This is a genomic window from Stakelama portus, assembly GCF_003171655.1.
GTDB lineage: Bacteria > Pseudomonadota > Alphaproteobacteria > Sphingomonadales > Sphingomonadaceae > Sphingomonas > Sphingomonas portus.
Genome location: NZ_QFZL01000009.1, coordinates 39,591 through 65,041, shown reverse-complemented (window position 1 = coordinate 65,041; position 25,451 = coordinate 39,591). Strand labels below are relative to the sequence as shown.

At 64.5% G+C, this 25,451-nt stretch carries 29 protein-coding genes; 16 read left to right on the top strand and 13 right to left on the bottom strand.

Annotated elements, in window-relative coordinates; translation table 11 throughout:
• Positions 1-36: 36 nt before the first annotated feature.
• Together DKB74_RS17955 and acnA are read right to left on the bottom strand one after the other, a co-directional pair.
• Entirely contained in the window at positions 37-579 is a 543-nt protein-coding gene (locus DKB74_RS17955) for a hypothetical protein (protein ID WP_109809575.1), read from the bottom strand.
• Positions 580-591: 12 nt separating this feature from the next.
• Entirely contained in the window at positions 592-3,267 is a 2,676-nt protein-coding gene (gene acnA, locus DKB74_RS17950; RefSeq protein ID WP_109809574.1) for an aconitate hydratase AcnA, read from the bottom strand.
• Positions 3,268-3,782: 515 nt separating this feature from the next.
• Here acnA and DKB74_RS17945 point away from each other — a divergent pair.
• Both DKB74_RS17945 and DKB74_RS17940 read left to right on the top strand, forming a co-directional pair.
• Positions 3,783-4,115, top strand: a complete 333-nt coding sequence (locus DKB74_RS17945; protein ID WP_109809573.1) for a hypothetical protein — start codon at positions 3,783-3,785, stop codon at positions 4,113-4,115.
• Positions 4,081-5,670 carry a methyl-accepting chemotaxis protein gene (locus DKB74_RS17940; RefSeq protein WP_239987596.1) on the top strand — a complete coding sequence of 530 codons (1,590 nt, stop codon included), beginning with the start codon at positions 4,081-4,083 and terminating at the stop codon, positions 5,668-5,670. Before DKB74_RS17945 ends, DKB74_RS17940 begins: the two co-directional genes overlap by 35 nt.
• Positions 5,671-5,741: 71 nt before the next feature.
• Here the strand turns inward: DKB74_RS17940 and DKB74_RS17935 are convergent, their stop codons facing one another.
• Positions 5,742-6,017 (bottom strand): hypothetical protein, encoded by a 276-nt coding sequence (locus DKB74_RS17935; RefSeq protein ID WP_109809572.1) that lies wholly within the window; start codon positions 6,015-6,017, stop codon positions 5,742-5,744.
• Between the two features lie 135 nt (positions 6,018-6,152).
• Between DKB74_RS17935 and DKB74_RS17930 the strand changes: the two genes are divergently transcribed.
• A complete protein-coding gene (locus DKB74_RS17930; protein ID WP_239987595.1) occupies positions 6,153-6,767 on the top strand; it encodes a superoxide dismutase family protein in 615 nt (204 codons plus the stop codon).
• A gap of 91 nt (positions 6,768-6,858) precedes the next feature.
• Positions 6,859-7,323: a low molecular weight protein-tyrosine-phosphatase gene (locus DKB74_RS17925; protein WP_109809571.1), complete on the top strand. Its 465-nt coding sequence runs from the start codon at positions 6,859-6,861 to the stop codon at positions 7,321-7,323.
• A 9-nt stretch (positions 7,324-7,332) separates the two neighbouring features.
• On the opposite strand, the gene thpR is transcribed toward DKB74_RS17925, so the two are convergent.
• Entirely contained in the window at positions 7,333-7,875 is a 543-nt protein-coding gene (thpR, locus tag DKB74_RS17920; protein WP_109809570.1) for an RNA 2',3'-cyclic phosphodiesterase, read from the bottom strand.
• A 117-nt stretch (positions 7,876-7,992) separates the two neighbouring features.
• Here thpR and DKB74_RS17915 point away from each other — a divergent pair, with 117 nt between their 5' ends.
• The 3 genes from DKB74_RS17915 (at position 7,993) to DKB74_RS17905 (ending at position 10,201) form a co-directional block, all read left to right on the top strand.
• Entirely contained in the window at positions 7,993-8,745 is a 753-nt protein-coding gene (locus DKB74_RS17915; protein WP_109809569.1) for a Bax inhibitor-1/YccA family protein, read from the top strand.
• Between the two features lie 140 nt (positions 8,746-8,885).
• On the top strand, positions 8,886-9,188 hold the full coding sequence (locus DKB74_RS17910; RefSeq protein WP_109809568.1) for a hypothetical protein: 303 nt from the start codon (positions 8,886-8,888) through the stop codon (positions 9,186-9,188).
• 71 nt (positions 9,189-9,259) lie between these two features.
• Positions 9,260-10,201 carry a cation diffusion facilitator family transporter gene (locus DKB74_RS17905; RefSeq protein ID WP_109809567.1) on the top strand — a complete coding sequence of 314 codons (942 nt, stop codon included), beginning with the start codon at positions 9,260-9,262 and terminating at the stop codon, positions 10,199-10,201.
• A 291-nt stretch (positions 10,202-10,492) separates the two neighbouring features.
• On the opposite strand, the gene DKB74_RS17900 is transcribed toward DKB74_RS17905, so the two are convergent.
• Together DKB74_RS17900 and DKB74_RS17895 are read right to left on the bottom strand one after the other, a co-directional pair.
• The gene (locus DKB74_RS17900; protein ID WP_109809566.1) at positions 10,493-11,809 is read right to left on the bottom strand and encodes an amidohydrolase; all 1,317 of its coding nucleotides are present in this window, start codon (positions 11,807-11,809) and stop codon (positions 10,493-10,495) included.
• 89 nt (positions 11,810-11,898) lie between these two features.
• On the bottom strand, positions 11,899-12,525 hold the full coding sequence (locus DKB74_RS17895) for a DUF4893 domain-containing protein (RefSeq protein WP_109809565.1): 627 nt from the start codon (positions 12,523-12,525) through the stop codon (positions 11,899-11,901).
• Between the two features lie 228 nt (positions 12,526-12,753).
• Here DKB74_RS17895 and DKB74_RS17890 point away from each other — a divergent pair, with 228 nt between their 5' ends.
• A complete protein-coding gene (locus DKB74_RS17890) occupies positions 12,754-13,218 on the top strand; it encodes a peptidase S1 (protein WP_109809564.1) in 465 nt (154 codons plus the stop codon).
• A 72-nt stretch (positions 13,219-13,290) separates the two neighbouring features.
• On the opposite strand, the gene DKB74_RS17885 is transcribed toward DKB74_RS17890, so the two are convergent.
• The gene (locus DKB74_RS17885) at positions 13,291-14,076 is read right to left on the bottom strand and encodes a 3-hydroxybutyrate dehydrogenase (RefSeq protein ID WP_109809563.1); all 786 of its coding nucleotides are present in this window, start codon (positions 14,074-14,076) and stop codon (positions 13,291-13,293) included.
• Positions 14,077-14,101: 25 nt separating this feature from the next.
• On the bottom strand, positions 14,102-15,247 hold the full coding sequence (locus DKB74_RS17880) for a patatin-like phospholipase family protein (protein ID WP_109809608.1): 1,146 nt from the start codon (positions 15,245-15,247) through the stop codon (positions 14,102-14,104).
• A 157-nt stretch (positions 15,248-15,404) separates the two neighbouring features.
• Between DKB74_RS17880 and ypfJ the strand changes: the two genes are divergently transcribed.
• The 4 genes from ypfJ to DKB74_RS17860 are packed head-to-tail and all read left to right on the top strand — an operon-like array spanning position 15,405 to position 18,253.
• The gene (ypfJ, locus tag DKB74_RS17875) at positions 15,405-16,304 is read left to right on the top strand and encodes a KPN_02809 family neutral zinc metallopeptidase (RefSeq protein WP_109809607.1); all 900 of its coding nucleotides are present in this window, start codon (positions 15,405-15,407) and stop codon (positions 16,302-16,304) included.
• A gap of 58 nt (positions 16,305-16,362) precedes the next feature.
• Positions 16,363-17,103, top strand: a complete 741-nt coding sequence (locus DKB74_RS17870; protein WP_109809562.1) for an alpha/beta fold hydrolase — start codon at positions 16,363-16,365, stop codon at positions 17,101-17,103.
• On the top strand, positions 17,091-17,840 hold the full coding sequence (locus DKB74_RS17865) for a tetratricopeptide repeat protein (RefSeq protein ID WP_109809561.1): 750 nt from the start codon (positions 17,091-17,093) through the stop codon (positions 17,838-17,840). Before DKB74_RS17870 ends, DKB74_RS17865 begins: the two co-directional genes overlap by 13 nt.
• Positions 17,840-18,253, top strand: coding sequence for a VOC family protein (locus tag DKB74_RS17860; RefSeq protein ID WP_109809560.1), 414 nt, complete (start codon positions 17,840-17,842; stop codon positions 18,251-18,253). Before DKB74_RS17865 ends, DKB74_RS17860 begins: the two co-directional genes overlap by 1 nt.
• 14 nt (positions 18,254-18,267) lie before the next feature.
• Here the strand turns inward: DKB74_RS17860 and DKB74_RS17855 are convergent, their stop codons facing one another.
• On the bottom strand, positions 18,268-19,938 hold the full coding sequence (locus DKB74_RS17855; protein WP_161956907.1) for a GGDEF domain-containing protein: 1,671 nt from the start codon (positions 19,936-19,938) through the stop codon (positions 18,268-18,270).
• A gap of 190 nt (positions 19,939-20,128) precedes the next feature.
• Between DKB74_RS17855 and gloB the strand changes: the two genes are divergently transcribed.
• Together gloB and DKB74_RS17845 are read left to right on the top strand one after the other, a co-directional pair.
• On the top strand, positions 20,129-20,854 hold the full coding sequence (gene gloB / locus DKB74_RS17850; protein WP_193504504.1) for a hydroxyacylglutathione hydrolase: 726 nt from the start codon (positions 20,129-20,131) through the stop codon (positions 20,852-20,854).
• A gap of 39 nt (positions 20,855-20,893) precedes the next feature.
• Complete coding sequence (locus tag DKB74_RS17845; protein WP_109809557.1) at positions 20,894-21,295, top strand: hypothetical protein; 402 nt, start codon at positions 20,894-20,896, stop codon at positions 21,293-21,295.
• A 45-nt stretch (positions 21,296-21,340) separates the two neighbouring features.
• Here DKB74_RS17845 and hslU read toward each other — a convergent pair whose 3' ends face one another.
• Positions 21,341-22,636 carry an ATP-dependent protease ATPase subunit HslU gene (gene hslU, locus DKB74_RS17840; RefSeq protein WP_109809556.1) on the bottom strand — a complete coding sequence of 432 codons (1,296 nt, stop codon included), beginning with the start codon at positions 22,634-22,636 and terminating at the stop codon, positions 21,341-21,343.
• 279 nt (positions 22,637-22,915) lie between these two features.
• On the opposite strand from hslU, the gene DKB74_RS17835 reads away from it, so the two are divergent.
• Complete coding sequence (locus tag DKB74_RS17835; RefSeq protein ID WP_109809555.1) at positions 22,916-23,212, top strand: DUF4282 domain-containing protein; 297 nt, start codon at positions 22,916-22,918, stop codon at positions 23,210-23,212.
• 60 nt (positions 23,213-23,272) lie between these two features.
• Here DKB74_RS17835 and hslV read toward each other — a convergent pair whose 3' ends face one another.
• A complete protein-coding gene (hslV, locus tag DKB74_RS17830; protein ID WP_109809554.1) occupies positions 23,273-23,827 on the bottom strand; it encodes an ATP-dependent protease subunit HslV in 555 nt (184 codons plus the stop codon).
• A 315-nt stretch (positions 23,828-24,142) separates the two neighbouring features.
• On the opposite strand from hslV, the gene DKB74_RS17825 reads away from it, so the two are divergent.
• Positions 24,143-24,325 carry a hypothetical protein gene (locus tag DKB74_RS17825; protein ID WP_109809553.1) on the top strand — a complete coding sequence of 61 codons (183 nt, stop codon included), beginning with the start codon at positions 24,143-24,145 and terminating at the stop codon, positions 24,323-24,325.
• 3 nt (positions 24,326-24,328) lie between these two features.
• Here DKB74_RS17825 and DKB74_RS17820 read toward each other — a convergent pair whose 3' ends face one another.
• Positions 24,329-24,742 (bottom strand): holin family protein, encoded by a 414-nt coding sequence (locus DKB74_RS17820; RefSeq protein WP_109809552.1) that lies wholly within the window; start codon positions 24,740-24,742, stop codon positions 24,329-24,331.
• 96 nt (positions 24,743-24,838) lie between these two features.
• Complete coding sequence (locus DKB74_RS17815; RefSeq protein ID WP_109809551.1) at positions 24,839-25,378, bottom strand: glycoside hydrolase family 108 protein; 540 nt, start codon at positions 25,376-25,378, stop codon at positions 24,839-24,841.
• Between the last annotated feature and the right edge of the window lie 73 nt (positions 25,379-25,451).

Here is a 25,451-nt window from a genome sequence, read left to right as displayed (position 1 = left end):
GCCGGCGAATGGCGGCCGATGGCGCGGCTCTGATCGTCAGGACGGGTCGGCGGAAGCATTTTCCGACGGGGCCGACACTCCGACGAATTCGTGCCAGCGGGCTTTCTCCCGCACCGCGCGCGCCTGATCGTTGCCGCGCAGGGGATTGGCGACGCCCCAGCGGAGGAACGGCAGCGCATAGCGTTCGATGTCGGCCAGCGCCTCACGCTGCGCGGCTTCGATCCCGGCCGCGTCGTCGGGCAGATAGCCATATTGGAAATCCGCGCGCACTTCGGTGAGGGTGCCGAGCCATTCGATGCGCTGAAAGCGGAATGCGTATGTGTCGAACAGGCCGTTATCGCGCCGCGCGCGCTCGACCAGCCGGTCGCGCGACGCGCCGAGCTTCAGCGAGCGCGTCACGAGAAAGCTGAAACCGCAATAGCCGCTGCCGTTCCATTTGCCCTGGATAAGGGCCAGCCCCTGCACGCCGAAGGGCGGGCAGGGGCGGACATATCGTGTGCCGAAGCGCCGGAAACCAAGTTCGGCAAGCCGCGGCGCAATGACCTTGCGGACGCCGGCCTCGAAGCTTTTCGACGCCATCGCCCGATACGATCAGGCGGCGAGTTTGCGCAGGACGTACTGCAGGATGCCGCCGTTGAGATAATATTCCAGCTCGTTGACGGTATCGATGCGGCACTTGGTCATGAACGTCTCTTTCGACCCGTCGGCGCGGGTGAGCTCGACTTCCACGTCCTGACGCGGGCGGATGTCCGCCACGCCCAGAATCGTGAAGGTTTCGCTGCCGTCGAGCTTCAACGTCTGACGCGTGACACCTTCGGCGAACTGCAGCGGCAGCACGCCCATGCCGACCAGATTCGAGCGGTGGATACGTTCGAAGCTTTCGGTGATGACCGCGCGGACGCCGAGCAGGATCGTGCCCTTTGCCGCCCAGTCGCGCGACGAGCCGGTGCCATATTCCTTGCCCGCGACGACGACCAGCGGCGTGCCGTCGGCCTTGTGCTTCATCGCCGCGTCATAGATCGGCATGACTTCGCCGTCATATTTGGTCACGCCGCCTTCGGTGCCGGGCGCCATTTCGTTGCGGATGCGGATATTGGCGAAGGTGCCGCGCATCATCACTTCATGGTTGCCGCGGCGCGAGCCATAGCTGTTGAAATCCGCCTTCGCGACCTGATGCTCCTGCAGATACGTGCCCGCCGGGCTGTCGGCCTTGATCGATCCGGCCGGGGAAATGTGGTCGGTGGTGACCGAATCGCCCAGGATCGCCAGCGGCTTGGCATCGATGATGTCGCCGACCGGAGCGGGCGTCATTTCCATGCCTTCGAAATAGGGCGGATTGGCGACATAGGTCGAGGTCGGGTTCCACTGGAAGGTATCCGAACCCTCAACATTGATCTTCCGCCAATGTTCGTCGCCGGCATAGACATTGCCATAGCGTTCCTTGAACATGTCTTCCTTGACCGACGACATGATCAGCCCCTGGACTTCCTCATTGGTCGGCCAGATGTCCTTGAGGAACACGTCCTTGCCGTCCTGATCCTGACCCACCGGGGTTTCGGTGATGTCTTCGGTGACGGTGCCCTTGATCGCATAGGCGACGACCAGCGGCGGCGAGGCGAGGAAATTGGCGCGCACATCGGGCGACACGCGGCCTTCGAAGTTGCGATTGCCCGACAGCACGCTGGCGGCGACGATGTCGTTGCCGTTGATCGCCTTCGAAATCGGCTCGGCGAGCGGACCCGAATTGCCGATGCAGGTGGTGCAGCCATAGCCGACCAGATTGAAGCCGAGCGCGTTCAGATCCTCGGTCAGGCCCGCCTTGTCGAGATAGTCGGTGACGACCTGCGATCCCGGCGCGAGCGAGGTCTTGACCCACGGCTTGCGAGTCAGGCCCTTTTCGCGCGCCTTGCGGGCGACGAGCCCGGCGGCGATCAGCACCGACGGGTTGGAGGTGTTGGTGCAGCTGGTGATCGCGGCGATCACGACGTCGCCATCGCCGATGTCATGGTCGCGGCCATCGACATCGACGCGGACCGGGCGTTCCTTCTTGTACACTTTCTGAAGGTCGCCGTTGAACACTTCGTCGACGGCGTCGAGGCTGACGCGGTCCTGCGGACGCTTGGGACCGGCGAGGCTCGCCTTGACCGTGCCCATGTCGAGTTCGAGCGTGTCGGTGAAGATCGGCTCGGCCGCGTTTTCGTCGTGCCACATGCCCTGCGCCTTGCAATAGGCTTCGACCAGCGCGACGTCTTCGTCGGGACGGCCGGTCAGGCGCATATATTCGAGCGTCTTGTCGTCGATCGGGAAAAAGCCGCAGGTCGCGCCATATTCGGGCGCCATGTTGGCGATGGTCGCGCGATCGGCCAGCGTCATGCTGGCCAGGCCCGGGCCATAGAATTCGACGAAGCGGCCCACCACGCCGCGTGCGCGCAGCATCTGAGTGACGGTGAGCACCAGATCGGTAGCGGTGATGCCTTCGGGCAGCGCGCCGGTAAGCTTGAATCCGACGACTTCGGGGATCAGCATGCTGACCGGCTGGCCGAGCATCGCGGCTTCGGCTTCGATGCCGCCGACGCCCCAGCCGAGCACGCCGAGGCCGTTGATCATCGTCGTGTGGCTGTCGGTGCCGACCAGCGTGTCGGGATAGGCGATCGCCGTGCCGTCGGGTGCGTCCGACGACCAAATGCCGCGGCCGATATATTCGAGATTGACCTGGTGGCAGATGCCGGTGCCAGGGGGAACTGCGTGGAAATTCGCCAGCGCCTTCGAACCCCATTTCAGGAATTCATAGCGTTCGCCGTTGCGCTGATATTCCAGCTCGACATTCTGTTCGAACGCCTGGGGCGTGCCGAATTCGTCGACCATCACCGAGTGATCGATGACGAGGTGGACGGGAACCTGCGGATTGATCTTTTCCGCATCGCCGCCAAGTTTGGTGATCGCATCGCGCATCGCGGCGAGATCGACGACGCAGGGAACGCCAGTGAAATCCTGAAGCAGCACGCGCGCGGGGCGATACTGAATCTCGCGCTCGGGCGCGTTGGGGTTCGCCTGCCAGTCGACGATCGCCTGTGCGTCCTCCGGCGTGACGGTGGTGCCGTCTTCGAAGCGCAGCATGTTTTCGAGCAGCACCTTCATGCTGAACGGCAGGCGGCTGACATCGCCGAGCTTCGCCGCCGCCTTGGGCAGCGAATAATAGCTATAGGTCTTGCCGCCGACACTGAGCGTGTCGCGCGTGCCGAGGCTGTCCTGGCCGATTGCAGTCATGTGAGGGCCTTTCCCTTGTTGTTCTTCCAAGCGCGGCGCGGCGCGGATCGTTCCGCACGCGCACAGCCCGGAGCGGTGAGCACGAGAGTCGCGCGCGCTGTAGCAAGGGGGTGGGAGTTGGGGAAGTGGGGGAGGGGGTGGTAGCGGCTTTGCGCCGCATGCCGGCCGTCCCGGAGTTGCTGCGCGGCCCCGCAAGCCGCCAGTGCCTGGCGTCGATGTGGGTGAGAGACTTCCAGCGATGAAATCATCGGGCGGGTGCGCTCCAGTCAGGAGTAGGAACCGCCAGCCGGGACGCAGCCAGCGAGCGATGTCGTGGGTCGGCGCCGGCTCGCCCTCGACAACCATGTCCCCCGCCTGGATCGCCACGCGATACGCGCGAGCGGCCCGTTTTGGTGCTTTTCCGGTGTTTTTCGTGCGGTTGCGATTGCCATCGCACCCCCGATGGGTGGCGCCGCCATCGCGAAGAAATTTCGCATTCTGCGCCGTGGTCGACGCCAGCCATCCTATAATCAACCATGGAACCGGGTGGTAAACGGCGCCGGGGCGGCTTGCGCCATTTGGGCGTGGCTTGTCAGGGCGTCCTCCTGATTTTCGCCAGCCTGCTGGCGGCGCTGCCGCCACCCGAGGGTGTATTTCTGCTCGTTCCGCTGGTTCCGCGGGCGGATGGATCGATGGCACGCATCGCGACCGATGCGGGTGCCCAGATCCTGAGCCGTGGAGAGATATCGGGGTCGCTCTACGTCCGGGGTTCGCGGGGCGACCTGCTGCCGCGCGCCGTACTGGCGGGCGCGATGCTGATGGGAGGCAAATACGTTGGTTGCTCTAATACAGAAGCTGGTGAATCCTGAGGCGCTGAGCATCGACAGCATGCGCGTTACCGGCATGCGTACGGTGACGGGGTCGATGTGGCTGGTCGCGCTGGGAACGCTGATCGGCGATCTGCTGGTCGGTCAGGGGTCGATCGTTGCCGACCTGCTCGTCCTGGCGCTGCCGATCTATCCGACCATCGTCGCCGTTCGCGGCAGGACCGAAGCGCCGGATCGCATGATCACTCTGCTCAGTGTCGTCGTTCAGGAAACGTTGATGCTCTACATCTTCCGCGGCATGCCGTGGCAGATCGACCTGCACCTCGTCTTCTTCGCATCGCTGGCGATGGCTGCCACGCTGCTCGACTGGAAGGCGCTCACCGTTGCTGCGGGCTATGTGGTCGTCCACCATATGGTGCTCGGCCTGGGCGTGCCCGACTGGGTGTTCCTGGGCGGCGGCGGCCTGCCGCGCATCCTGCTGCACGGCACGATCTGGATCGCCGAGTGGTTCTCGCTCGTCGTGATGGTCGTGCAGATTGTCGCGCTGCTCGATTCGGTCAAGCGCGAAGCACAGGAGCGTCAGGCAGTCGAAGCCACGGCACGGGCCGCGCAGGAAGAGCGCGATCGCGAGCTGACCCTCGTCATCGCGGCGGTTTCCGACGCGCTCACCGATCTTGCCGACGGCGATCTTTCGCACGAGTTCGAAACCCAGCTTCCCGAATCCTATCGGGTGCTTGGCGAGAATTTCAATGCCACGATCGGCAGCCTGCGGGCGCTGGTCGGATCGGTTCTCGAACGCGCCGACGCCATCCGCCACGGTTCGACCGAAATCGCCCAGGGCTCGGATAATCTCGCGCGCCGTTCGGAGATCAACGCTGCCAATGTCGAAGAGACGACTGCGTCGATCGTGGAGCTGGACAAGCGGTTGCGCGCAATCGCAGACGCCGCGCGCGATACCGTGAGCCGCGCCGGCGGCGCGATTAGCTCCGTCGGTACCGGGCGCGATACGGCGGGCGATGCGGTCGAGAAGATGAACCGTGTGCACGAGAGCGCGCGCGGCATCGACGAAGTGATCGAGGGCCTCGACAAGATCGCGTTCCAGACCCGCGTTCTGGCGATGAACGCCGCCGTCGAGGCGGGGCGTGCCGGCGAGGCCGGGCGTGGCTTCGCGGTCGTCGCCGACCTGGTTTCCGCACTGGCGATGCGCGCCGAGGAAGAGGCCAAGAACGCTCGCGACCAGTTGAGCGCGACACAGGCCGACATCGCAGTCGCAGTGGAAGCGGTCGGTCGTGTCGGGACGTCGCTGTCGACCATCGTCGATGACGTGTCCGAGGTACATGATCGGATCGCAAGCATCGCCGAGGAAAATCAGGCGCAGGCGACGGTGATCAAGCAGATCAGCACCGCAGTGACCGATATGGATCGCAATACCCAGGAAAATGCGGCGATGGTCGAGCAAAGCTCGGCGGCGGTTCGGGTATTGATGGAACAGGGGCAGATATTGTCGGAAGACGCACGCCGCTTCCGTCTGCCCGATATGGCGCGATCCCAGGCGCGGTCGGCCAGCAACGGCCGGCAGGGAGTCGTGCTGCACTGAGCATGGCTTTGAACATGCCCGTTCCGCATGACCCCATGCGGAACGGGCATTTTTCCGTTGCCTGACCGCGCTCAGGCGGGTTCGGGCGGGTCGGCGCTTTCGGTCAGTTCGACCATTTCGAAGCGATGCGATTGCCAGCCGCGCTGGCGCGCGGCTTCCGCCAGTGCCGCTTTCTTGCCGCTGGCCTCCTTCAGCGATTTTGCGTGACCCCAGAAGACTTCGGTCCGGCCGCTGCCCAGTTCGGCGACGATGCGCCAATAATGAGTGAAGGGCGCGTTGGTGGGGCCGATGGTCTTTACATAGCCATCGGGCATCACTGCGGTCAGATATCGTTTCCTGCGCGCCATCGCCTCTGCTGCCCCCGGATTTCGCAATCGCGACCGCGCATAACGCGAGCCGGGGCGCCGTCGCCACTGCAATTCGGAACCCTTGCCCAGTCCCGTTCATTCCTGCAGGAGCATTTTCAAAAGGAGGAACGGGGCATGTCTGTATTGCGCAATGGTTTGATGATCGGTTCGATGCTGGCGCTGGCGGCGACGGCGGGCTGTTCGAGCGAGAAGACGACTTATGTCGACAATTCGACCGATATCCTGGCCAACGACATGATGCCCGCGCCCGAAACGGGCAACATGATGGGCAATGCGATGGTGCCGGGCGGCGAGCGTGCCGAGGCGGTGCTGAAGACTGCCGACGGTACGCAGGTCGGCACCGCGGTGGTGCAGCAGACCGCCGATGGGCTGCAGGCGACGGTGCAGGTGAACGGCGTGCCCGCCGGCAAGCATGGCGTGCATGTTCATATGACCGGCAGCTGCGAAGCGCCCGATTTCAAGAGCGCCGGCGGCCATTGGAACCCCGACGCCAAGCAGCATGGCATCGAAAATCCCCAGGGCGCGCATGCCGGCGACATGCCCAATCTGGTCGTCGGGGACGACGGCACGGGATCGCTCACCTTCACGCTTCAGGGCGGCAGCTTTGCCACGTTGATGGATGACGATGGTTCGGCGTTCGTCGTCCATGCGGGCGAGGATGATCTGAAGAGCGATCCGGCGGGCGATGCCGGTGCGCGCTATGCCTGTGGCGTGTTCGAAGCGCAGTAAACCGAGTGTGCCGGGCGTTCGGCCCGGCGCCATTCCCCGCAGCGGCGATCCCGGCTATCGGCCGTTTCGATTTCGGTAGGGAAGGGATGGGATGGCGACGTCGCTGCTGTTCGTGTGTCTTGGCAATATCTGCCGATCCCCGCTGGCGGAGGCGGCGTTCCGCGCCGCGGCCGAACGCGTTGGGCTGGATGTACATGTCGATTCGGCGGGCACCGGCGAGTGGCATGTCGGTCACGCGCCCGATCCCCGGTCGCAGGAAGTGGCGGCGCGGCACGGAATCGATATTGCGCAGTATCGCGCCCGGCGCGTGTCGCCGGGCGATTTTCGCAATTTCGACTATATCCTGGCGCTTGATGCGGAAAATCTGCGCGACCTGATCGCGATCGCGCCGAGCGATACCAGCGCCGAAATCAGCCTGTTGCTCGATCATGTCCCCGGCCGGCGCGGCCAGGGCGTTCGCGACCCCTATTATGGCGGCGTCGCCGATTTCGACACGGTGTGGGCGGATGTGACCGCCGCCGCCGACGCGCTGGTGGCGCGGCTTTCGCAGGAATAGCCTGGCGCGTCATTCGGTTTGCGTCAGCGCATAGCGTTCGATGGCGTCATAGCTGGCGCCTTCGCTGCCCAGCCGGCTTTCGAACAACAGGAAATGCGTCACGGCAAAAGCCGGGATCGCCAGTCCGGCATGGTCGGCGAGCCAGCGGTCGGGGTCGGCGGCGGTGCGGGCCATGCGGGCAAGAGTGATGTGCGGCAGATAGGCGCGATGTTCCGCCGCCAGTCCGATGCGGACCAGCGCCTGATCGATCTTTTTGTGCAGGCCGGTGGCGGCGTCGCGCGGGCGGATGCCGGCCCATAGCGCGTTGGGCTTCCCCCGGCTGTCGAACGCGCCGACCCCGTCGATCGCCACGTCGAACCGGGGATAGCGGATCGCCGCGAGCGCCAGCGCGACGTCTTCGGCCACCGGGCGTTCGACCTCGCCGATGAAGCGCAGCGTGACGTGAAGCTGGTCGTCGCTTTGCCAGCGCGCGCCGGGAATGCCGCCCATGGTGCGCCGCAATGCCTCGCGAACCATCAGGGGCGGGCGGAATCCGACAAATAGCCGTTGCATCGTGAACCTGTCCTTAAGCGTAGCAGGTGCGGCGGGGAACCGGTTTTGCTTGAAATCCGGTGCGCGAATGATGATATTTGCACCATCCGGCAGACAGGCCGGGCAAAGGAGTTTGAGATGGCAAATTGGTCTGATCCCCGGACGACGGGCGCGCCTTATGCCGCGGGCACCGCGACGGAGGCCGGCGCGGTCGATGCGGGGCTGCGGTCCTACATGCTTTCGGTCTATAATTTCATGATGTCGGGCGTGCTGCTGACCGGCCTGGTGTCGATGCTGTTCGCCCAGAGCGGCGCGGTTTCGATGCTCCATGGTCCGCAGGGCGGCGCAAGCGGCCTCGGCTGGATCGTGATGCTGTCGCCGCTGGCGATCGTGTTCGCGATGAGCATGGGCATGAACCGCATGTCGAAGGGCACGCTTCAGGCGCTGTTCTGGGGCTTTGCGGTGCTGATGGGCATGTCGCTCTCGTCGATCTTCCTCGTCTATACCTCGGCGTCGATCGCGTCGGTGTTCTTTGCGACGGCGGCGGGTTTCGCTGGCCTCAGCCTCTATGGCTACACCACCAAGCGTGACCTGGGCCCGATCGGCACGTTCCTGATCATGGGTCTGTTCGGCCTGATCGTGGCGATGCTGCTCAACGCATTCGTGTTCCAGTCGCAGGAAGGCAGCATGATCATCAGCGCGCTGGGCGTGCTGATCTTCGCCGGCCTGACCGCCTATGACACGCAGAAGATCAAGAGCATGTACTTCCATGTCTCGCACAATGGCGAGCTGCAGTCGAAGGTCGAGATCATGGGCGCGCTGACGCTCTATCTCGACTTCATCAACATGTTCCTGTTCCTGCTGCGTCTGTTCGGCAGCCAGCGGAACTGATCGCTGCACATGGCAACGGAAAATGGCCCGGCGGGGAAACTCGCCGGGCTTTTTCTTTGGCTGGGGGGCGTGGTTGCGGCTTTGGCGGGAACGTCGAGGGCCGCCGGCTCGTTTTTCCCTGTGAAAGCAGGAGAAAGATCATGACCGACCGCAACCAGACCGCCGATGCCGTGACCAAGGATATGCCCGTGGCGCCCCCCGAACCCGACGCGGAACAGGAAAATTCGTCCGCGCGCAAGGATGCCGGCACCGACGAAAGCATTTCCGAGCGGCTTGAACGGAACCCGGAAAGCCGTCAGGCGCGGCTCGATCGCGCGCTCGACGAATCGATGGATGCGTCGGACCCGCCCGCGACGACGCAGCCGGTGCACAGCCATGACGCGCCGCCGTCGTCGGGCTATGACGCCGAAGCCGAAAAGGAACGCGCGGCAAAGAGGGATTGATCGGCGCCAGGCGCCACCGGTCCGGGGCAATGCCCGGGCCGTAACAGGGGGACCGGGCTCTGACCCAGGAGTTGCAACGCGACGCATCGGCCGGTGGCTGGCGCGAACATATCGTCATCTATGCGGCGCTGGTCGCCAATCTCGGCATCGCCGTCGCCAAGTTCGTGGCGGCGGCGATTACCGGTTCGTCCTCGATGCTGACCGAAGGCGTGCATTCGCTGGTCGATTCGGGGAATCAGGCGCTGTTGCTGCACGGCGAACATCGCGCCAAGCGTCCGCCGGACAAGCTCCATCCCTTCGGCTATGGCCGCGAGCTCTATTTCTGGAGCTTCGTCGTCGCGATCCTGATCTTCGGTGCGGGTGCGGGCGTTTCGCTGTATGAAGGCTATGTCCATTTCACCGACCCCCATCCGATCGAAGACCCCACGATCAACTATATCGTGCTGGGCTTTGCCTTCGCGCTCGAAGGAACCAGCTGGGGGATCGCGCTCAAGGAATTCGGGCAGGCCAAGGGCGATACCCATTGGTGGCGCGCGGTTCGCGATTCGAAGGACCCGTCGACCTTCATTGTATTGTTCGAGGATTCGGCGGCGCTGGCCGGGCTGATCGTCGCGGCTATCGGCGTCTGGGCGAGCGTGACTTTCAAGATTCCCGAACTGGACGGCGCCGCGTCGATGGTGATCGGCCTGATCCTGGCGGGCGTGGCGGCATTGCTGGCGCGCGAAGCCAAGGGGCTGTTGATCGGCGAGCCTGCCGATCCCGATCTGGTCGCGCGCATTCGCGCCATCGTCGCGAGCGAACCGTCGGTCCTTCACGTCAATCACGTGCGCACGATTCACACGTCGCCCGATGCGATCTTCGCGGCGATCAGTGCCGATTTCGAAGACGGCGTGACCTTGGGCGAAGGCGAGGCGATCATCGAACGGCTGGAAACCAGACTGCGCGAGGCCGTGCCCGCGCTTTCGTCCATCTATGTCCGGCCCGAAAAGCGCGAGGATGCCAAGGATCATTAGAGCAGGCCCTGCTTGGGCCACGTTGGTTGAATCCGTTTCTCCTGAGTAGGGGCTGAGCGAAGTCGAAGACCCGTATCGAAGGACCCTTCGATACGCCATTTCGACAAGCTCAATGGCTACTCAGGGCGAACGGTCATCTCCGATCCCAGGACAGAGGCCAAAGGTTGGGATGTGTCGCCCTCAACCTTCCGGCGCTTCGCGCCTCCCTCCCTCTCCCCATGCGAGAGGGAAAGACTGAAGGGTGAGGACGATGATCCCCTTCCGACGGCGGGGTGGAGAAACTCTCCCCCGCTATTTCTTCAGGATGTCGAGTGCGGCGAGGGTGAGCGCTTCGCTGGCGGTGCCGACCACCGCTTCGGCATCGGGCGCCCATTTGGAGCTGTGGAGCGAGGGCAGATCGGCTTCGCCGCGCTTTGCCGCGTCCCATTGATCCTGCGGCACGCCGCCGACCCAGAAGATCAGGCTCTCCATCGTCGGTTCCGCGCGATAATAGCGGCCGAAATCCTCGCCCCCCATCACAGGCGGGGTGGCGATGACCCGCGCCTGTCCGAAATGTTCGGCGAACAGGCCGGCGACATGGGTGCTGAATTCGGGCGTGTTGTAAGTCGATGGCGTATATTCGTCCTTCACCGTCACGTCGGGCAGCTGGTCCTCGGCAATGCCCGCCGCGATCGCTTCGCCGCGTGCGATCCGGGCGATGCCGTCGAGCAATTGCTGGCGCACTTCGTCGGTATAGCTGCGCACCGTAAGCTGCAGCGTCGCGGTGTCGGGAATGATGTTGTGCTTCGATCCGGCGTGAAAGCTGCCGACCGTGACGACCGCGGGTTGCTGGGGATCGACTTCGCGGCTGACCAGGGTCTGCAGCGACGTGACGATCCGCGCGGCGACCACGACCGGATCGCGCGTGGTCTGGGGATAGGCGCCATGGCCGCCAATGCCGTGCACGACGATATCGACCGAATCGACATTGGCGAGCGCATAGCCCGACGTCACGCCGATCGTGCCGGCGGCCATCCCCGCATTGTCGTGAAAGGCGATGGCATGGGTCGGCTTGGGAAAGCGCGTGAACAGTCCGTCCTCGATCATCATCCGCGCGCCCATGCCGCGTTCCTCGGCCGGCTGAAGGATCATCACCAGCGTGCCCGACCATTGGTCCTTCAATTCGGCCAGCCGCCGCATCGTGCCGACCCACGCCGCCATGTGCGTATCATGGCCGCATGCGTGCATCACGCCTGCCTCGATCCCCTCATCGGTGGTCGCGCGAACCGTCGAAGCATAGGGGAGCCCGGTTTCCTCGGTCACCGGCAGCGCGTCCATATCCGCGCGGATCAGCAACGTCGGGCCGGGGCCGTTTTCCAGGATCGCGACCACGCCGGTGCCGCCGACTCCTTCGGTGACGGTAAAGCCCGCCTTGCGCGCTTCCTCCGCCAGCAATGCGGCGGTTTGGGTTTCGTGCAGGCTGAGTTCGGGATGAGCATGGAGATGGCGATACAGGTCCATCAGCGCGGGCATGTCCTGCGGCGCGGGATCGGCGGGCGACGGACCGGATTGGGCCATCGCGGCAGGCGCGGCGATCAGCGCAGTGGCGAGAAGCAGCGAACGAAGCATAGGACCCCCTTTAGGCTTTGGCGTTCGCCACAGCTTCGCCCCCGCGCGGACGAAGCGCAAGCGCGCGATCGGGCCGAATATTTGCGGGATCAGGAAGCGGGAACGAGTTCGATCACGTCGAGCTTCGATTCGAAGCGGGGCCAGGGCAGCACCAGCCGCCAGCGCGCATCCCCGACGCGTTCGACATAGCCGATCATGTCGCGCGTCGTATCGACGCCATAGCGAAGCGGTGCGTTTTCGTCGCCCAGCACCAGCGTGCCGAGGAAGATCGCGCGCGCATCGCGATCGCGGAACAACAGCCCGACCGGACGCTGCGACCCGGACAATTTGTGCAGGCTGAGCACTTCGTCTTCGAAAAAGACCCGGCATTCCATCCAGGGATAGGCGGTGAAGTCGCGCGCGGCAGGGCCGGCCGCGCCCAGTTTGTACGTGCGGCAGCGATAGCTGCCCGGCGGCGGCATCGCGCCGGGCAATGCCCGGTCCGGTTCGAGCAACGCCCCGGCGGCTGCCACGCCGGCGGGATCGGCGGCGCGGGCGGCGGGGAGCGCTTCGTCCCATGCCAGATGCCAGCGGCGCAGCCGATCGCGATCGGTGTCGGTCGCGACCTGACGCCAGTCGCTGCCCATTTGCGCGGGCGGCGCATACATCTGGCGATAGATGCCGCACGAGGCAGTCGATAGCGCCGCCACGGCGGCAAGTGCAGGTTTCCAGACCATAAAACGCTTCTCCCGAACCCTGCGTGCCGCGCACCCTTGTCGCGCGCTATGGGGCTGCGGTCCAGTCCCCCGGTGGGGGAGAATGGAATTGCCCGTCAATCGGGATGCCCGGTGCGGCCTTCCGGCTCCGGCCGGGGCCCGATTGCATTAATCCTGGTGACAGGCTGTGCAATTCATAAGACAAGTCGAGTGAGGCGCTTCGCTTCGCCGGAGAAGGGGGAGTTTTCCATGATTCGCACTATCGCTGTTATCGCGCTCGCCGCCGCGTTTGCCACGCCCGCCGCCGCGCAGGATGTCAGCCTCGATCCCACATTCGAATCCGTGACGCTATCGGCCGGATTCGACGAAGACCCGCATCAGGTCCAGATGATCGCCGGTGGCGACATCAATGCCGAACGGCTGGGCGGCGCCTGTGTCGGTTTCATCGCGAACGCGCCCGATGTGACGCTCGATTATACCGCCGGCGATTATACGCTGTCGATCGGTGCGATCGGCGATGGTGCCGACACCACCATCGCGATCAACGGCCCCGATGGGGAATGGTATTGCGACGACGACAGTTTCGAAGACGGCGATCCCATCTTCCACTTCCGCAATCCCCAGAGCGGCTATTACGACATTTATGTCGGTACGTTGGAATCGGGCAGCGAAGTCCCGGTGACGTTGGTCATTACCGAGATGCTGGGCGAATAACCGACGCTCCGGCGGGGTTGTCAGCTATGCGATGGGCGCGGCGCCTGCACCGCGCCCATCGCAACGCGGACGTTATTGCGCGGTCCAGCCGCCGTCGATCGACAGGTTGGCGCCGGTAATGCCCGAAGCTTCGTCGCGGCAGAGATAGATTGCCAGCGCGGCGACTTCCTCGGGCTTGATGAATTCCTTGGTCGGCTGACCGGCGAGCAGCACGTCGTTCATCACCTGCTCGCGCGTCATGCCGCGCATCTTCATCGTGTCGGGGATCTGTTTTTCGACCAGCGGCGTCCAGACATAGCCGGGCGAGATGCAATTGACGGTGATGCCATCGGTCGCGGTTTCCAGCGCGACGGTCTTGGTCATGCCGGCGATGCCGTGCTTGGCCGTGACATAGGCCGATTTGCCGGGGCTGGCGGTCAGCGAATGCGCCGAAGCGGTCGAAATGATCCGGCCCCATTTCTTTGCCTTCATATGCGGCACCGCGCCGCGCATCAGATGCCAGGCCGAGGACAGGTTGATCGCGATGATCGCGTTCCACTTGTCGATCGGGAAATCCTCGATCGGGTCGACATGCTGGATACCGGCATTGGCGATGACGATGTCGGGCCCGCCCAGTTCGCTGTGGCAGCGATCGATCATCGCATAGATTTCATCGGGCTTGGTCATGTCGGCGGCATCGTACAGCGCCTTGGCACCGCTTTTTTCGGCCAGCGCGGCGCGTTCCTTTTCGATATCGTCGGCGTCGCCGAACCCGTTGATCATCACCGAAGCGCCCTCGGCTGCCAGCGCCTGGGCATAGGCGAGGCCGATGCCGGAGGTGGAACCGGTTACGATGGCCGACTTGCCTTTCAGAAACATGGGAACACTCCGTTCTTTCGTGAAATCAACGATGGGTAAGGTCGAACGCGGCGGATTTTCCGTCGAGGATATTGCTGGCGATCAACCGGGCATTGGCCATGGTTTCGGCGACGGCGGCTGCGCCCGAATGCCAGTGTTCGCGCAGGGTGCGGGCGGAAAATTCGAAATCGCGGCTGCCGCCCTCCCACGCATTGGCGCGATAGATGAGGTGGACCAGGCTGACCGGCTTTTCCTCGGCCGCGATGCGCAGCGCGGCGACATCGGGATCGTCGGCCAGATCGGCGGGCAGCTTGTCCAGAACCTTGCGGATCGCCTCGCGCTCGCGGCGCAGGCGCAGCCGTTCGAACGTGATCTGCCGCGTGCGGCTGGAAAAGCGGATTTCCTTTTCGCGCGCCATCACGTCCATGATCGTGCGCGGACGGCCCGACGCGGCGGCGAACAGATCGACCTGAAACACCAGCATCGGATCGCGCTGATGGTCGAGGACATGGCTGAGCGGCGTGTTCGACACCAGGCCGCCGTCCCAATAATATTCGCCGTCGATCTCGATCGGCGGCAGGCCCGGCGGCAATGCGCCCGACGCCATGATATGGCGCGCATCGATCCGCTCTTCGGCAGTGTCGAAATAGCGGAAATTGCCGGTTTCGATGTTCACCGCGCCGACCGACAGCCGGACCGGGCCGTCGTTGAGCAGATCCCAGTCGATCAACCGGTCGAGCGTTTGGGCGAGCGGCGCGGAATCATAAAAGCTGAGCGCCTGAAGCGTGCCGGGCAGCGCCATCACCGGCGGCACGGGGCGCGGATGGAAAAAGCCCGGAACGCCGCCGACCAGCACTGCGCCCGCCGACCATTCATGCACCCATTCGCGCAGCCGGTCGTCGAGCGGGATCTGGAAATCGGGGAGCGCGCCGGTCACCAGATCCCAGAATTCGCGCAGCTTTGCCACGCGCTGTTCGGGGGGATTGCCGGCAAAGATCGCTGCGTTGACGGCGCCGATGGAAATGCCCGCAACCCAGTCGATCGCGATCCCGGCATCGTCCAGCGCCTCGATCACGCCGCCCTGAAACCCGCCAAGCGCGCCGCCGCCCTGCAGCACCAGCGCCACGCAATCGGGCAGCGGCATTGCGGCGGTGCGGCTATGGCGCCGCGGATGGGGCTCGGCATCTGCCATTGCCGATAGATGGCGTTTGTTGTGCGCTGCATCAACGGTTGGAAGCAGGAAAATCGTGCTGCGGCTCCGATTGTCCCGGGGCAATGCCGACAGCGCGTGCAACATGTGGCAGTTTCGCGCATTGTTGCGGGGAACCAACGAAACAGGATGCCGGCCGATGCGTCTCGACGATCTCGATCCCACCCGTAATGCGCGCGATCTGGGACGCGGCGGTGGCGGCGGCGGTGGTGGTGGCGCCGGGCTGCTCGGCCTGTTGCCGCTCCTGCTCGGACGACTGGGCTGCGGCGGGACGGCGTTGGTGCTGATCGGCATTGCCGCCTATGCCTATTTCAGCGGCGGGCTGGGATCGCTCGTCCCGTCGAGCGGCACCGGCCCCAGCGCGCAGGTGGGCAGCGCCGGTGCGGAAGGATCGGCGGCCTGCAACAGCGAGGAACGGCTGTTCGCGTGCCGCGTGATGACCAGCACCGAACAGACCTGGAGCGCGCTGTTCCAGCAGGCGGGGCGGACCTATCGTCCGGCGACGATCAATTTCTTCACCGGCGGCGCGCAATCGCAATGCGGCTATGCCAGTTCGGCGGTCGGGCCGTTTTACTGCCCCGCCGATCAGGGCGTCTATCTCGACACGGCGTTTTTCGATGAACTCGCCAAGCGTTTCGGCGCGCGCGGCGATTTCGCCCAGGCCTATGTCATCGCACATGAAGTCGGCCACCATGTCCAGAATCTGCTCGGCACCTCGACCGAAGTGTCGCGCCAGCAGGCACAGGCGAGCGAGGCGCAATCGAACGCGCTGTCGGTGCGGCTGGAATTGCAGGCCGATTGTTTTGCCGGCGTCTGGGCCGCGCAGAACAAGGGGCGGCTCGATCCGGGCGATATCGAGGAAGGCATGACCGCCGCCAATGCGATCGGCGACGATACGCTGCAGCGACAGGCGCAGGGCCGGGTGGTGCCCGACAGCTTCACCCACGGCACTTCGGAACAGCGGATGCGCTGGCTGAAGCGCGGGCTGGACACCGGCGATCCGGGCAAGTGCGACACGTTCGGCGCGGCGAGCCTGTAACCCATGGCGTCGCGCCGCCGCCTTTCTCCTGCCACGCCCCAGCGTTAAAGGCCGGGGCATGACGGAGACTCACACCGCGCCGGTGGCGCGCACGCTCGCTTATCATCTGAGCGAAGGGACCGGGCCGACCATCGTCTTTCTGCCCGGCTATGCGTCCGACATGAGCGGATCGAAGGCGGTGGCGCTCGAGACATGGGCGAAGGCGGCGGGACGCGCCTTTCTGCGGTTCGATTATTCGGGATGCGGCGAAAGCCCGGGCGCGTTCGAGGACCAGACGCTCGTGACATGGCGCGACGATGCGCTGTCGCTGATCGATACGCTGGTTTCCGGGCCGGTGGTGCTGGTCGGATCGTCGATGGGCGGATGGCTGATGCTGCTGATCGCGCTGGCGCGTCCCGAACGGGTGGCCGGCATGGTCGGCATCGCCGCCGCGCCCGATTTCACCGACTGGGGCTTTTCGGAAGAAAAGAAGCTGACGCTGCTGCGCGAAGGGCGGATCGCCGAACATAGCGACTATGGCGACCAGCCGACGATCACGACGCGCGATTTCTGGAATTCGGGCGAGGCCAATCGCGTGATGATCGCCCCGATTGAATTTTCCGGGCCGGTGCGGCTGCTCCACGGCCAGCGCGATCCCGATGTGCCATGGGAGCGCAGCCTGAAGCTGGCCGAATTGCTGACCGGCGACGATGTCCAGACGCTGTTGATCAAGGACGGCGATCATCGGTTGTCGCGTGAGCCCGACATTGCGCTGATCCGGCGCGCGGTAGAGGATGTGGTGACAACATGTTCGCATTGATGCTGGCGGCGCAGGTCGCGGGGCCGACATTGCCGATTTCCGATCGCGGCGATGCGTGCGAACGCGCGGCGGTCAATGCGCCCCGCCAGGGCGAAACGCTCGCCAATCAGTGGATCGTCGATGGCGGCGGCTATCAGGCGCGCGAATGTCTGGGCCTTGCGCTCGCCAACCAGCAGCGCTGGCGCGATGCGGCTTCTGCCTTTTCCGCCGCCGCGACCGAAGCGGAGGATAAGGACGATGTCCGCGCCGCCAATCTCTGGGCGCTGGCCGGCAATGCCTGGCTTGCCGAAGGCGTGCCCGATCGCGCGCTGACCGCGCTCGACAAGGCGATTGCAAAGCAAAAGCTCGAAGGGCTGACGCTGGGCGAGGCGCATCTCGATCGCGCCCGCGCGCGGGTGAGCGGCGGCGATGAAGCCGGCGCGCGAGAGGATCTGGATATCGCGGTGCGGCTGGCGGCTGCGGACCCGTTCGCATGGCTGTTGTCGGCCACGCTGGCGCGGCGGATGGGCGATCTGCCGCGCGCGCATCGCGATATTGCCGAGGCGGTGCGGCTGGCGGGCGACGATCCCGCCGTGCAACTCGAACTCGGCAACATCGCAGCGGTCAGCGGCAATGCCGATGGCGCGCGCACCGCATGGGAGCGCGTGATCACGCTGGCACCCGGCACCGCGCGTGCCGCCACCGCCCGACAGGCGCTCGCCCAATTCGATACTCCTACCGATACGCAGGACCAGTGATGACCAAATATCTCCACACGATGATCCGGGTGACCGACCCCGATGCCACCATCCGCTTTTTCAACCTGATCGGGCTGGAGGAACGGCGCCGGATGGAAAATGAAAAGGGGCGGTTCACGCTGATATTCCTTGCCGCGCCGGGCGACGAAGGCGAAGTCGAGCTGACCCACAATTGGGATCCCGAGGAATATTCGGGCGGGCGCAATTTCGGCCATCTCGCCTATCGCGTCGACGATATCTACGCGACTTGCCAGCGGCTGATGGATGCGGGCGTGACGATCAACCGCCCGCCGCGCGACGGCCATATGGCGTTCGTCCGCACGCCCGACGGGATTTCGGTCGAATTGCTGCAGGACGGGCATCTCGAACCGGCCGAGCCCTGGGCGTCGATGCCCAACACCGGCAGCTGGTAACGCGGCAGTCGCGCTCAGGCGGCGGCGTGGCGGCGTGGCGGTTTTGCGTGCGCCACGCCGGCGGAATCGCCCGCAATCAGGCGGTTTCGCCCGCTCGCCTTCGCCTCGTACAACAGCCGGTCGGCGGCCTTGAACGCCGTTTCGAACACGTCGTTGCCGGCAAGCTGGACCAGACCCATGCTGGCGGTGACCGGCGTTTCGAGCCCCGGCACTTCGCGCGCGACATGGCTGGTGATCGCCTGACGCAGGCGTTCGGCGTCGGCCCGGGGATCGGTGCCGTACAGCAATAGCGCAAACTCCTCGCCGCCCATCCGGCCCGCCAGATGGCGGGGAATGGTGCTGAGCGCCCGCGCCACAGCCTTGAGCACCAGATCGCCCACATCATGTCCGTTGCGGTCGTTGACATGCTTGAAATGATCGAGGTCGATGAGCGCCAGCGCAGTGGGGCGGGGGGCATCGCGGAAGCGCCGCTCCAGCGCGCGCCGGTTGCCGATACCGGTCAGCGGATCGGTGTCGGCGAGATGCTCCATCGTCCGGGCGAGCGCTCGCGCGCGGTCGCGGTCGCGGCGAATGGCCAGGAAGCGGTCGGCGACACCCAGCGCCGTGACGACGGTTTCAAAGGCCAGCCCGAAATAGACCGCATAGGTCATCCAGTCGGGCGCGGAATAGAGTTCGAACGCGCGAAGCAGCCGGTCGAAGAAGAAGAGGATCGTCAGGCTCCACCCCGCAGCGAGAAAGCGCGCCGGGCGGCTGCCGCGGATCAGCGCATGTGCCAGCGCCGCGATGCACGTCGCCAGCACCATGCCCAGGCCGATATCGTGCACCAGATCGAAGATCCCGACGGCGCTGAAATGCCCGAAGCTGAGCACGCAGCCGACACATAGCGCCCAGAGCGAGGCGATGTGCAACAGGCGCCGCATCACGCGGGAAAGTCCCTTTTCCTCCAGATAATGCGCCGCGAACTGCATCGCCGAGGCAATGGCGAGGACGAATGTCCAGATCAGCAGCTGCGAGCGAAGCGCTGTCGAAATTCCCGGAAAAGCGACGACCACCAGTCCCGAGGATACGAAGATATAGGAAAGCGTGCCCGCCGCCATGGCGATGTGCCACACCAGAAACCGTTCGCGCAGCACGAACAGAAACGCCAGATCATAAAGGATCGGGATCGCCACCAGGCCACAGAGGAATGCGAACAGCAACGCGGCATCATAGCCATGTTCGGCCACGGAGCTTCCGCCGACCACCGTCAGATTGGTCAGCATGTCCGCCGAATTGGCATTGTCGACCGACACGACGATCCGCCGCACCGGGGCGTGTTCGGTCAACAGCGGCAGAACGACTCTGCCCCCGGCTAGCCAGTTGCGCTGGGCGATATCGCTGCCCCATTGGCGATTGGCCCAATGTCCGTCGGCATATTGGATATGCACGGCGACGGACGAGAAATCGGTGAATTTGGTGCGCAGCACTGCCGATCGGGCAATGCTCACCGGACCGTCGAAATCGATGATGGTCCATTGCCGCGCGCCGCGGCTGCTGCCCGGGGTGGTGCAGGAAGCGGTGGCCGCTTGCCGCAGCGCGTCCGCCAGCGTCGCATCGAGCCCCGTAGCGACCCCGCATCCGGCGCGCGCGATCGGCGTTTCCGCGCGGGCGGGCGCGACGCCCGCTCCGCAGAGGATGAGCAGCAATGCTGCAAGGAGAAACGGTATAGGGCGCACGCGAACTGGGTACGCAACACTACTTTCCGATCGGTTAACCTTACGCCGTTTCGGATGCACTGCGCGGCGATCCATGGGCGCAAAAAAGCGTCGCGATGCTGCCGGTGGCTTCGCGGCGCAATCTTCCCTAGACCGGTGTCGCCGTCAGAGGAGGAGACCCATGGAAATCGTCCGCATCCCGGTTCTGAACGACAATTATGTCTGGCTGGTGCACGAGCCGGAAAGCCGGGAAACGATGGTGGTCGATCCCGCGCTCGCCGATCCCGTGCTGGCGCAGGCCGATGCACGCGGATGGGCCATCTCGGCGATCTGGAACACCCATTGGCATCCCGATCACACCGGCGGCAATGCCGCGATCAAGCAAGCGACCGGTGCGACCGTGATCGCTCCGGCGGCGGAGGCGGAGCGTATTCCCACCGCTGACCGGCTGGTCGGCGAAGGCGATGTCGTACGCCTCGGCACCGCGACAGCGACGGTGATGGAAGTGCCCGCGCATACCGCCGGGCATATCGCCTATCATTTCGCCGATTGCGGGGCGTTGTTCATCGGCGACACGCTGTTCGCGATGGGCTGCGGCCGATTGTTCGAAGGTACCGCGGCGCAGATGTTCGCGAATATGCGGCGGCTGGCGGCGCTTCCCGCCGAAACCACTGTCTATTGCGCGCATGAATATACCCAATCGAACGGCCGATTTGCGCGCGTGGCCGAACCCGATAATCAGGCGATCCTCGATCGCATGGCGGCAGTCGATGCGATGCGCGCCGTCGGCGATGCCACGGTGCCGACCAGCATCGGGATCGAACTGGAAACCAATCCCTTCCTGCGCGCCGACAGTGTCGAAACACTGGCGCAACTTCGCGAAGCCAAGGATAATTTCAAAGGGTAGAGCCGTTCGAGTCCGAGTCGATCGTCAGGGAGTTGAGCCATGTTGCGTATCATCACATTTTCCCTTCCGCTGCTGCTTGTCGCGGCGTGCACGCCGGTTGAAGGCAATGCCACCTATTCGGAGCGACAGGCACAGAAGCTTGCCGCCGCGCTGGAAGGGATGCAGCCGGGCGAGACGCGCCGCTGCATCGACAAGGTCCGCGTCAATCGCGTCGATTCGGCGGCGGGCAAATTCCTGTTCGTCCAGGGGCGGAACAAGGTTGCCGTCACCGACGCCACCGGCTGTCCGGGGGCGGCGAGCGGCGATCTGCTGGTGTTCGAAACCACCGTCAGCAGCAGCTATTGCTCGGGCGATATCGTGCGCACCCGTTCGCGTACGGGCGGCATGTTGACCGGCACCTGTGCGCTGCGCGACTTCACCGAATATTCGCGCCCGGAATAAGCGCGCGCGGCGCCGACGGAACGCCGCCGGCGCCGCTGCCTTTTGCTACAGAACGTAGCGGCTGAGATCGGTGTTGCGGGCGATGCTCGAAAGCTGTTTCTCGACATAGGCGGCGTCGATCGTCAGCGTTTCGCCCTGACGGTCCTCGGCGTCGAAGCTGACTTCCTCGAGCAGCTTTTCCATCACCGTCTGCAGCCGACGGGCGCCGATATTCTCGACCTCGGCATTCACTTCGGCGGCGATTTTCGCCACGGCGCGGATGCCGTCTTCGGTAAAATCGACCGTCACGCCTTCGGTGGCGATCAATGCCTTATACTGCTGCGGAAGCGCGGCCTTGGTGTCGCTCAGGATCGCGACGAAATCCTCTTCGGTCAGCCCGGTGAGCTCGACCCGGATCGGCAGCCGGCCCTGTAATTCGGGCAACAGGTCGCTGGGCTTGGCGACGTGGAAGGCTCCGCTCGCGATGAACAGGATATGGTCGGTCTTCATCGGCCCATATTTGGTCGCGACGGTGGTCCCTTCGATCAGCGGCAGCAAATCGCGCTGCACGCCTTCGCGGCTCACCGATCCGCCGCGCACGTCGCTGACCGCGATCTTGTCGATCTCGTCGAGAAACACGATGCCATTGGCTTCGGCATCGGCGATGGCGATGCGGCTGACTTCGTCCTGATCGAGCCGCTTTTCGGCTTCCTCATCGACCAGCTTTTCCCAGGCCGAGCGCACCGAAAGCTTGCGCCGCTTGAGCGGCGGGCCGCCGAACGCCTTGCCCATCATCTCGCCCAGATTGATCATCTGCGCGCCGCCGCCGGGGACTTCGAACGGCATCTGCTGGGCCGCCTCCAGCTCGATCTCGATTTCCTTGTCGTCGAGAATGCCTTCCTCGAACCGCTGCTTGAACGCTTCGCGGGTTGCGGTCGAGCTGTCCTTGCCGGTCAGCGCGTCGAGCAGGCGGTTCATCGCCGCTTCCTCGGCCTTGTCCTTCACTGCCGAGCGGCGGCGATCCTTTTCCAGCCGGATCGCTTCCTCGACCAGGTCGCGGGCAATCTGTTCGACGTCGCGGCCGACATAGCCGACTTCGGTGAATTTGGTCGCTTCGACCTTGACGAACGGCGCATCGGCCAGCTTGGCGAGGCGGCGGCTGATCTCGGTCTTGCCGCAGCCTGTCGGGCCGATCATCAGGATGTTCTTGGGCGTCACTTCGTCGCGCAGATCTGCGGCGAGCTTTTGCCGACGCCAGCGATTGCGCAGCGCCACGGCGACCGCGCGCTTGGCATCCTTTTGACCGATGATATGCGCGTCGAGCGCGGAGACGATGGCTTTGGGGGTAAGGTTGTCGTTCATTCGCTTTTGCTTGGGAGAGGGGTGGGCGCGATGCCGCCCGGTTGGATCATGCCCGCCGATATTGGGTCGCCTGCCCGCCGATCAAGCCGTAGCCGGACCATTCCGGCTTCTGGCTTGCGCACGCGCGTGGCCGCGGGGAAATATTTGCGTGATTTGCATGGGCTTGTCGTGCGATGCGCGCGTCGGGGCTGTTCATAGAGCGGTTGGCGGTCCGACTGTTCTTCACATGCGCCCTTCGGGGGGTATCGTCGTGTTTTCGCCGATGATCAGGGGGATGTTGTGCGGGATTTGCTTAAGGAATTCGTCAGTTTCGACGACATGATCGGCGCGGCGCTAATCAGGATACTCTATCATATCGGCCTGGTGGCGATCGTCGCATTTGGTCTGGTCGAGCTGGTCAGCCTGTTTGCGATGACGCGATTTTCGCCGACGATCTTCCTTGTCGGCATTATCGCGGTTCCGGGCGGCATGATCGCCGCACTCATCTTCTGGCGGCTTTGCTGCGAACTGATGATTCTCCTGTACAAAATCCACGACCGTCTGGGCGAAGTGCGCGACCGGCTGCCGCCGACCTAGGCGGCAGCGGGTACAGGGCCGCGAAGGCCCTGCATCCTACCGACATTCGAAGTCGCCCGATCAGCTGTCGCTGTCGAGGATTTCCACCGTCAGATTTTCGTTGGTGTACACGCAGATATCGGCGGCGATCTTCATCGCCTTGCGCGCCAGCGTTTCGGCGTCGGGTTCATATTCGACCAGCGCGCGCGCGGCCGACAGCGCATAATTGCCGCCCGATCCGATCGCGGCGATCCCTTCGACCGGTTCGAGCACATCGCCATTGCCGGTGATGATCAGCGTCACATCCTTGTCGGCGACGATCAGCATCGCCTCCAGATTACGCAGATATTTGTCGGTGCGCCATTCCTTGGCGAGTTCGACGGCGGCGCGCAGCAACTGGCCGTGATGCCGCTCGAGCTTGGTCTCGAGCCGTTCGAACAAGGTAAAGGCATCGGCAGTGGCGCCGGCAAAGCCCGCAATCACCTTGCCGTCCCCCAGCGGCCGCACCTTGCGTGCATTGGGTTTCATCACTGTATGGCCCTGTGTGACCTGCCCGTCTCCGGCGATCACGACCTTGCCTGATTTGCGCACGGAGAGAATGGTGGTGCCGTGCCACACCGCTGACTTGTCGCTCATGGCGCCGCATATGGGATCGCGACCCGCTTCTCGCAAATCCATGGCGCCGCAGTGGCGTTCCGGCAGCGCGCGTAACGGGCATGCGACCCGAACGCCGGGCAGCGTTGGGAGAGGGATATGCGCGCGGCTTCAGGCTTTGCCGGAGCGCGTTCCGCCATGCCTGTCACACAGGGTTACCCAAATCTTTACCCGCCATCCGTATACCACCCGAATGGCGGCATATCCGCAGAATGATAATTTGCCGCTGGTTCGCGATCCCCAGGGCAATCACGCTCTAAAATGAAAGGGGGATCAGGCGGAACACGGAGAGGCTCGATGTCTTACGAGTGGCTTGCGATCAAGGATCAGGGTGCCATGGCGATGGATTGCGACATGGCGCAGCTTGGCGATTACGGCACCGCCGTGGAAGAGCGCGAAGGCGCCGCGATACGCGGTATCCTGATCGCGCTCCCCCTGGGCATGGTCGCCTGGGCGTTGCTGCTGATCCCCTTCGTCTAAGGGTTATTTCTCGACGCCCTTGATCTTTCCCCACTGGCGCGCGGCGGTATAGCCGAGATAGCCGGTGCCAAAGAGCGCATAGAGCGGTTCGGGAATGCCGGCGAGATAGGCGTTCATGCCCCTGGCGATTTCGGTCGCCATTTCGGGCCGGACCGCGGCGATCAGCCCCATCGGAATCGCCCATAGCAACAGGGCGTACATCACATAGAGGAAGCTCGGCCGCGCGCGGCTGGTGCACGGATCGGCCGATTGCGCCTCGGCAACGATCGCCGACAATTGCGTCCGCACCGTTTCCAGTTCCTGGCTGCCTTCCAGCTTGATGAGTTCCAGTTTCGCACGATCACGCGCCTCGGGGTCGGGAATGATCTTGTCGATCAAACCGGTGATCGGCCCCAATATCCCTTCAAGCAAACCCATTTGGTTCTCCTTTCAAAAAAGGGCGTAGCGTCGCCCGTCGGTGTTGCAGATGGCTGTGGCGTCCCGCGCCTTTGCGCGGATCGGCGGCGCGGAGCTTCAGTCCAGGCGATTGGCAAGCCAGCCATAGACAAAGGCTTCGTTTGCCGGGCGGCTTTCGGCGAGCGCGAGATAGCGTTCGCCCTGCAGCGCATCGACGGCCTTGCACAGCACGGTTTCGCCCGATGCGCCGCGCGTGGCGAGAAAATGGTCGAGCGCCGCCAGCGTCTGTGCACCGACCCGGCCGTCGCGCGTCAGATCGGGGAAGTCGCGGCCGTTGCGATTGAGCGCGTTGAGCGCGCGTTGCAGGAATCCCGCGGCGATTTCCGGCCCCATATTGACGCCGGTGTCGAACAATTCGGCGGCAAGCGCGGGGGCACGCGCGCCGATCCGGTCGAATGCCGGGCGTTGCCAATAGAGTGTGCGATAGATCGCTGCCGCCTGGTCCACGGGCATCGTCGCCATCGGCCCGTCATAGCCTTCGGCGCGCGCCACCGCCTGGGTGATGCCCCAGCAGGTAGGGCCGCCGCGATCCGCCGGATGGTTCACATATCCGCCTTCGCGCGCGATCAGCGCGTCGATCATCGCATCGACCGTCATGTCCTTCTCCCGAATATGGCCGCGACTCGGAAATAACCTATATGGTTATATGTAGGACAGTGTTTTTTCACCC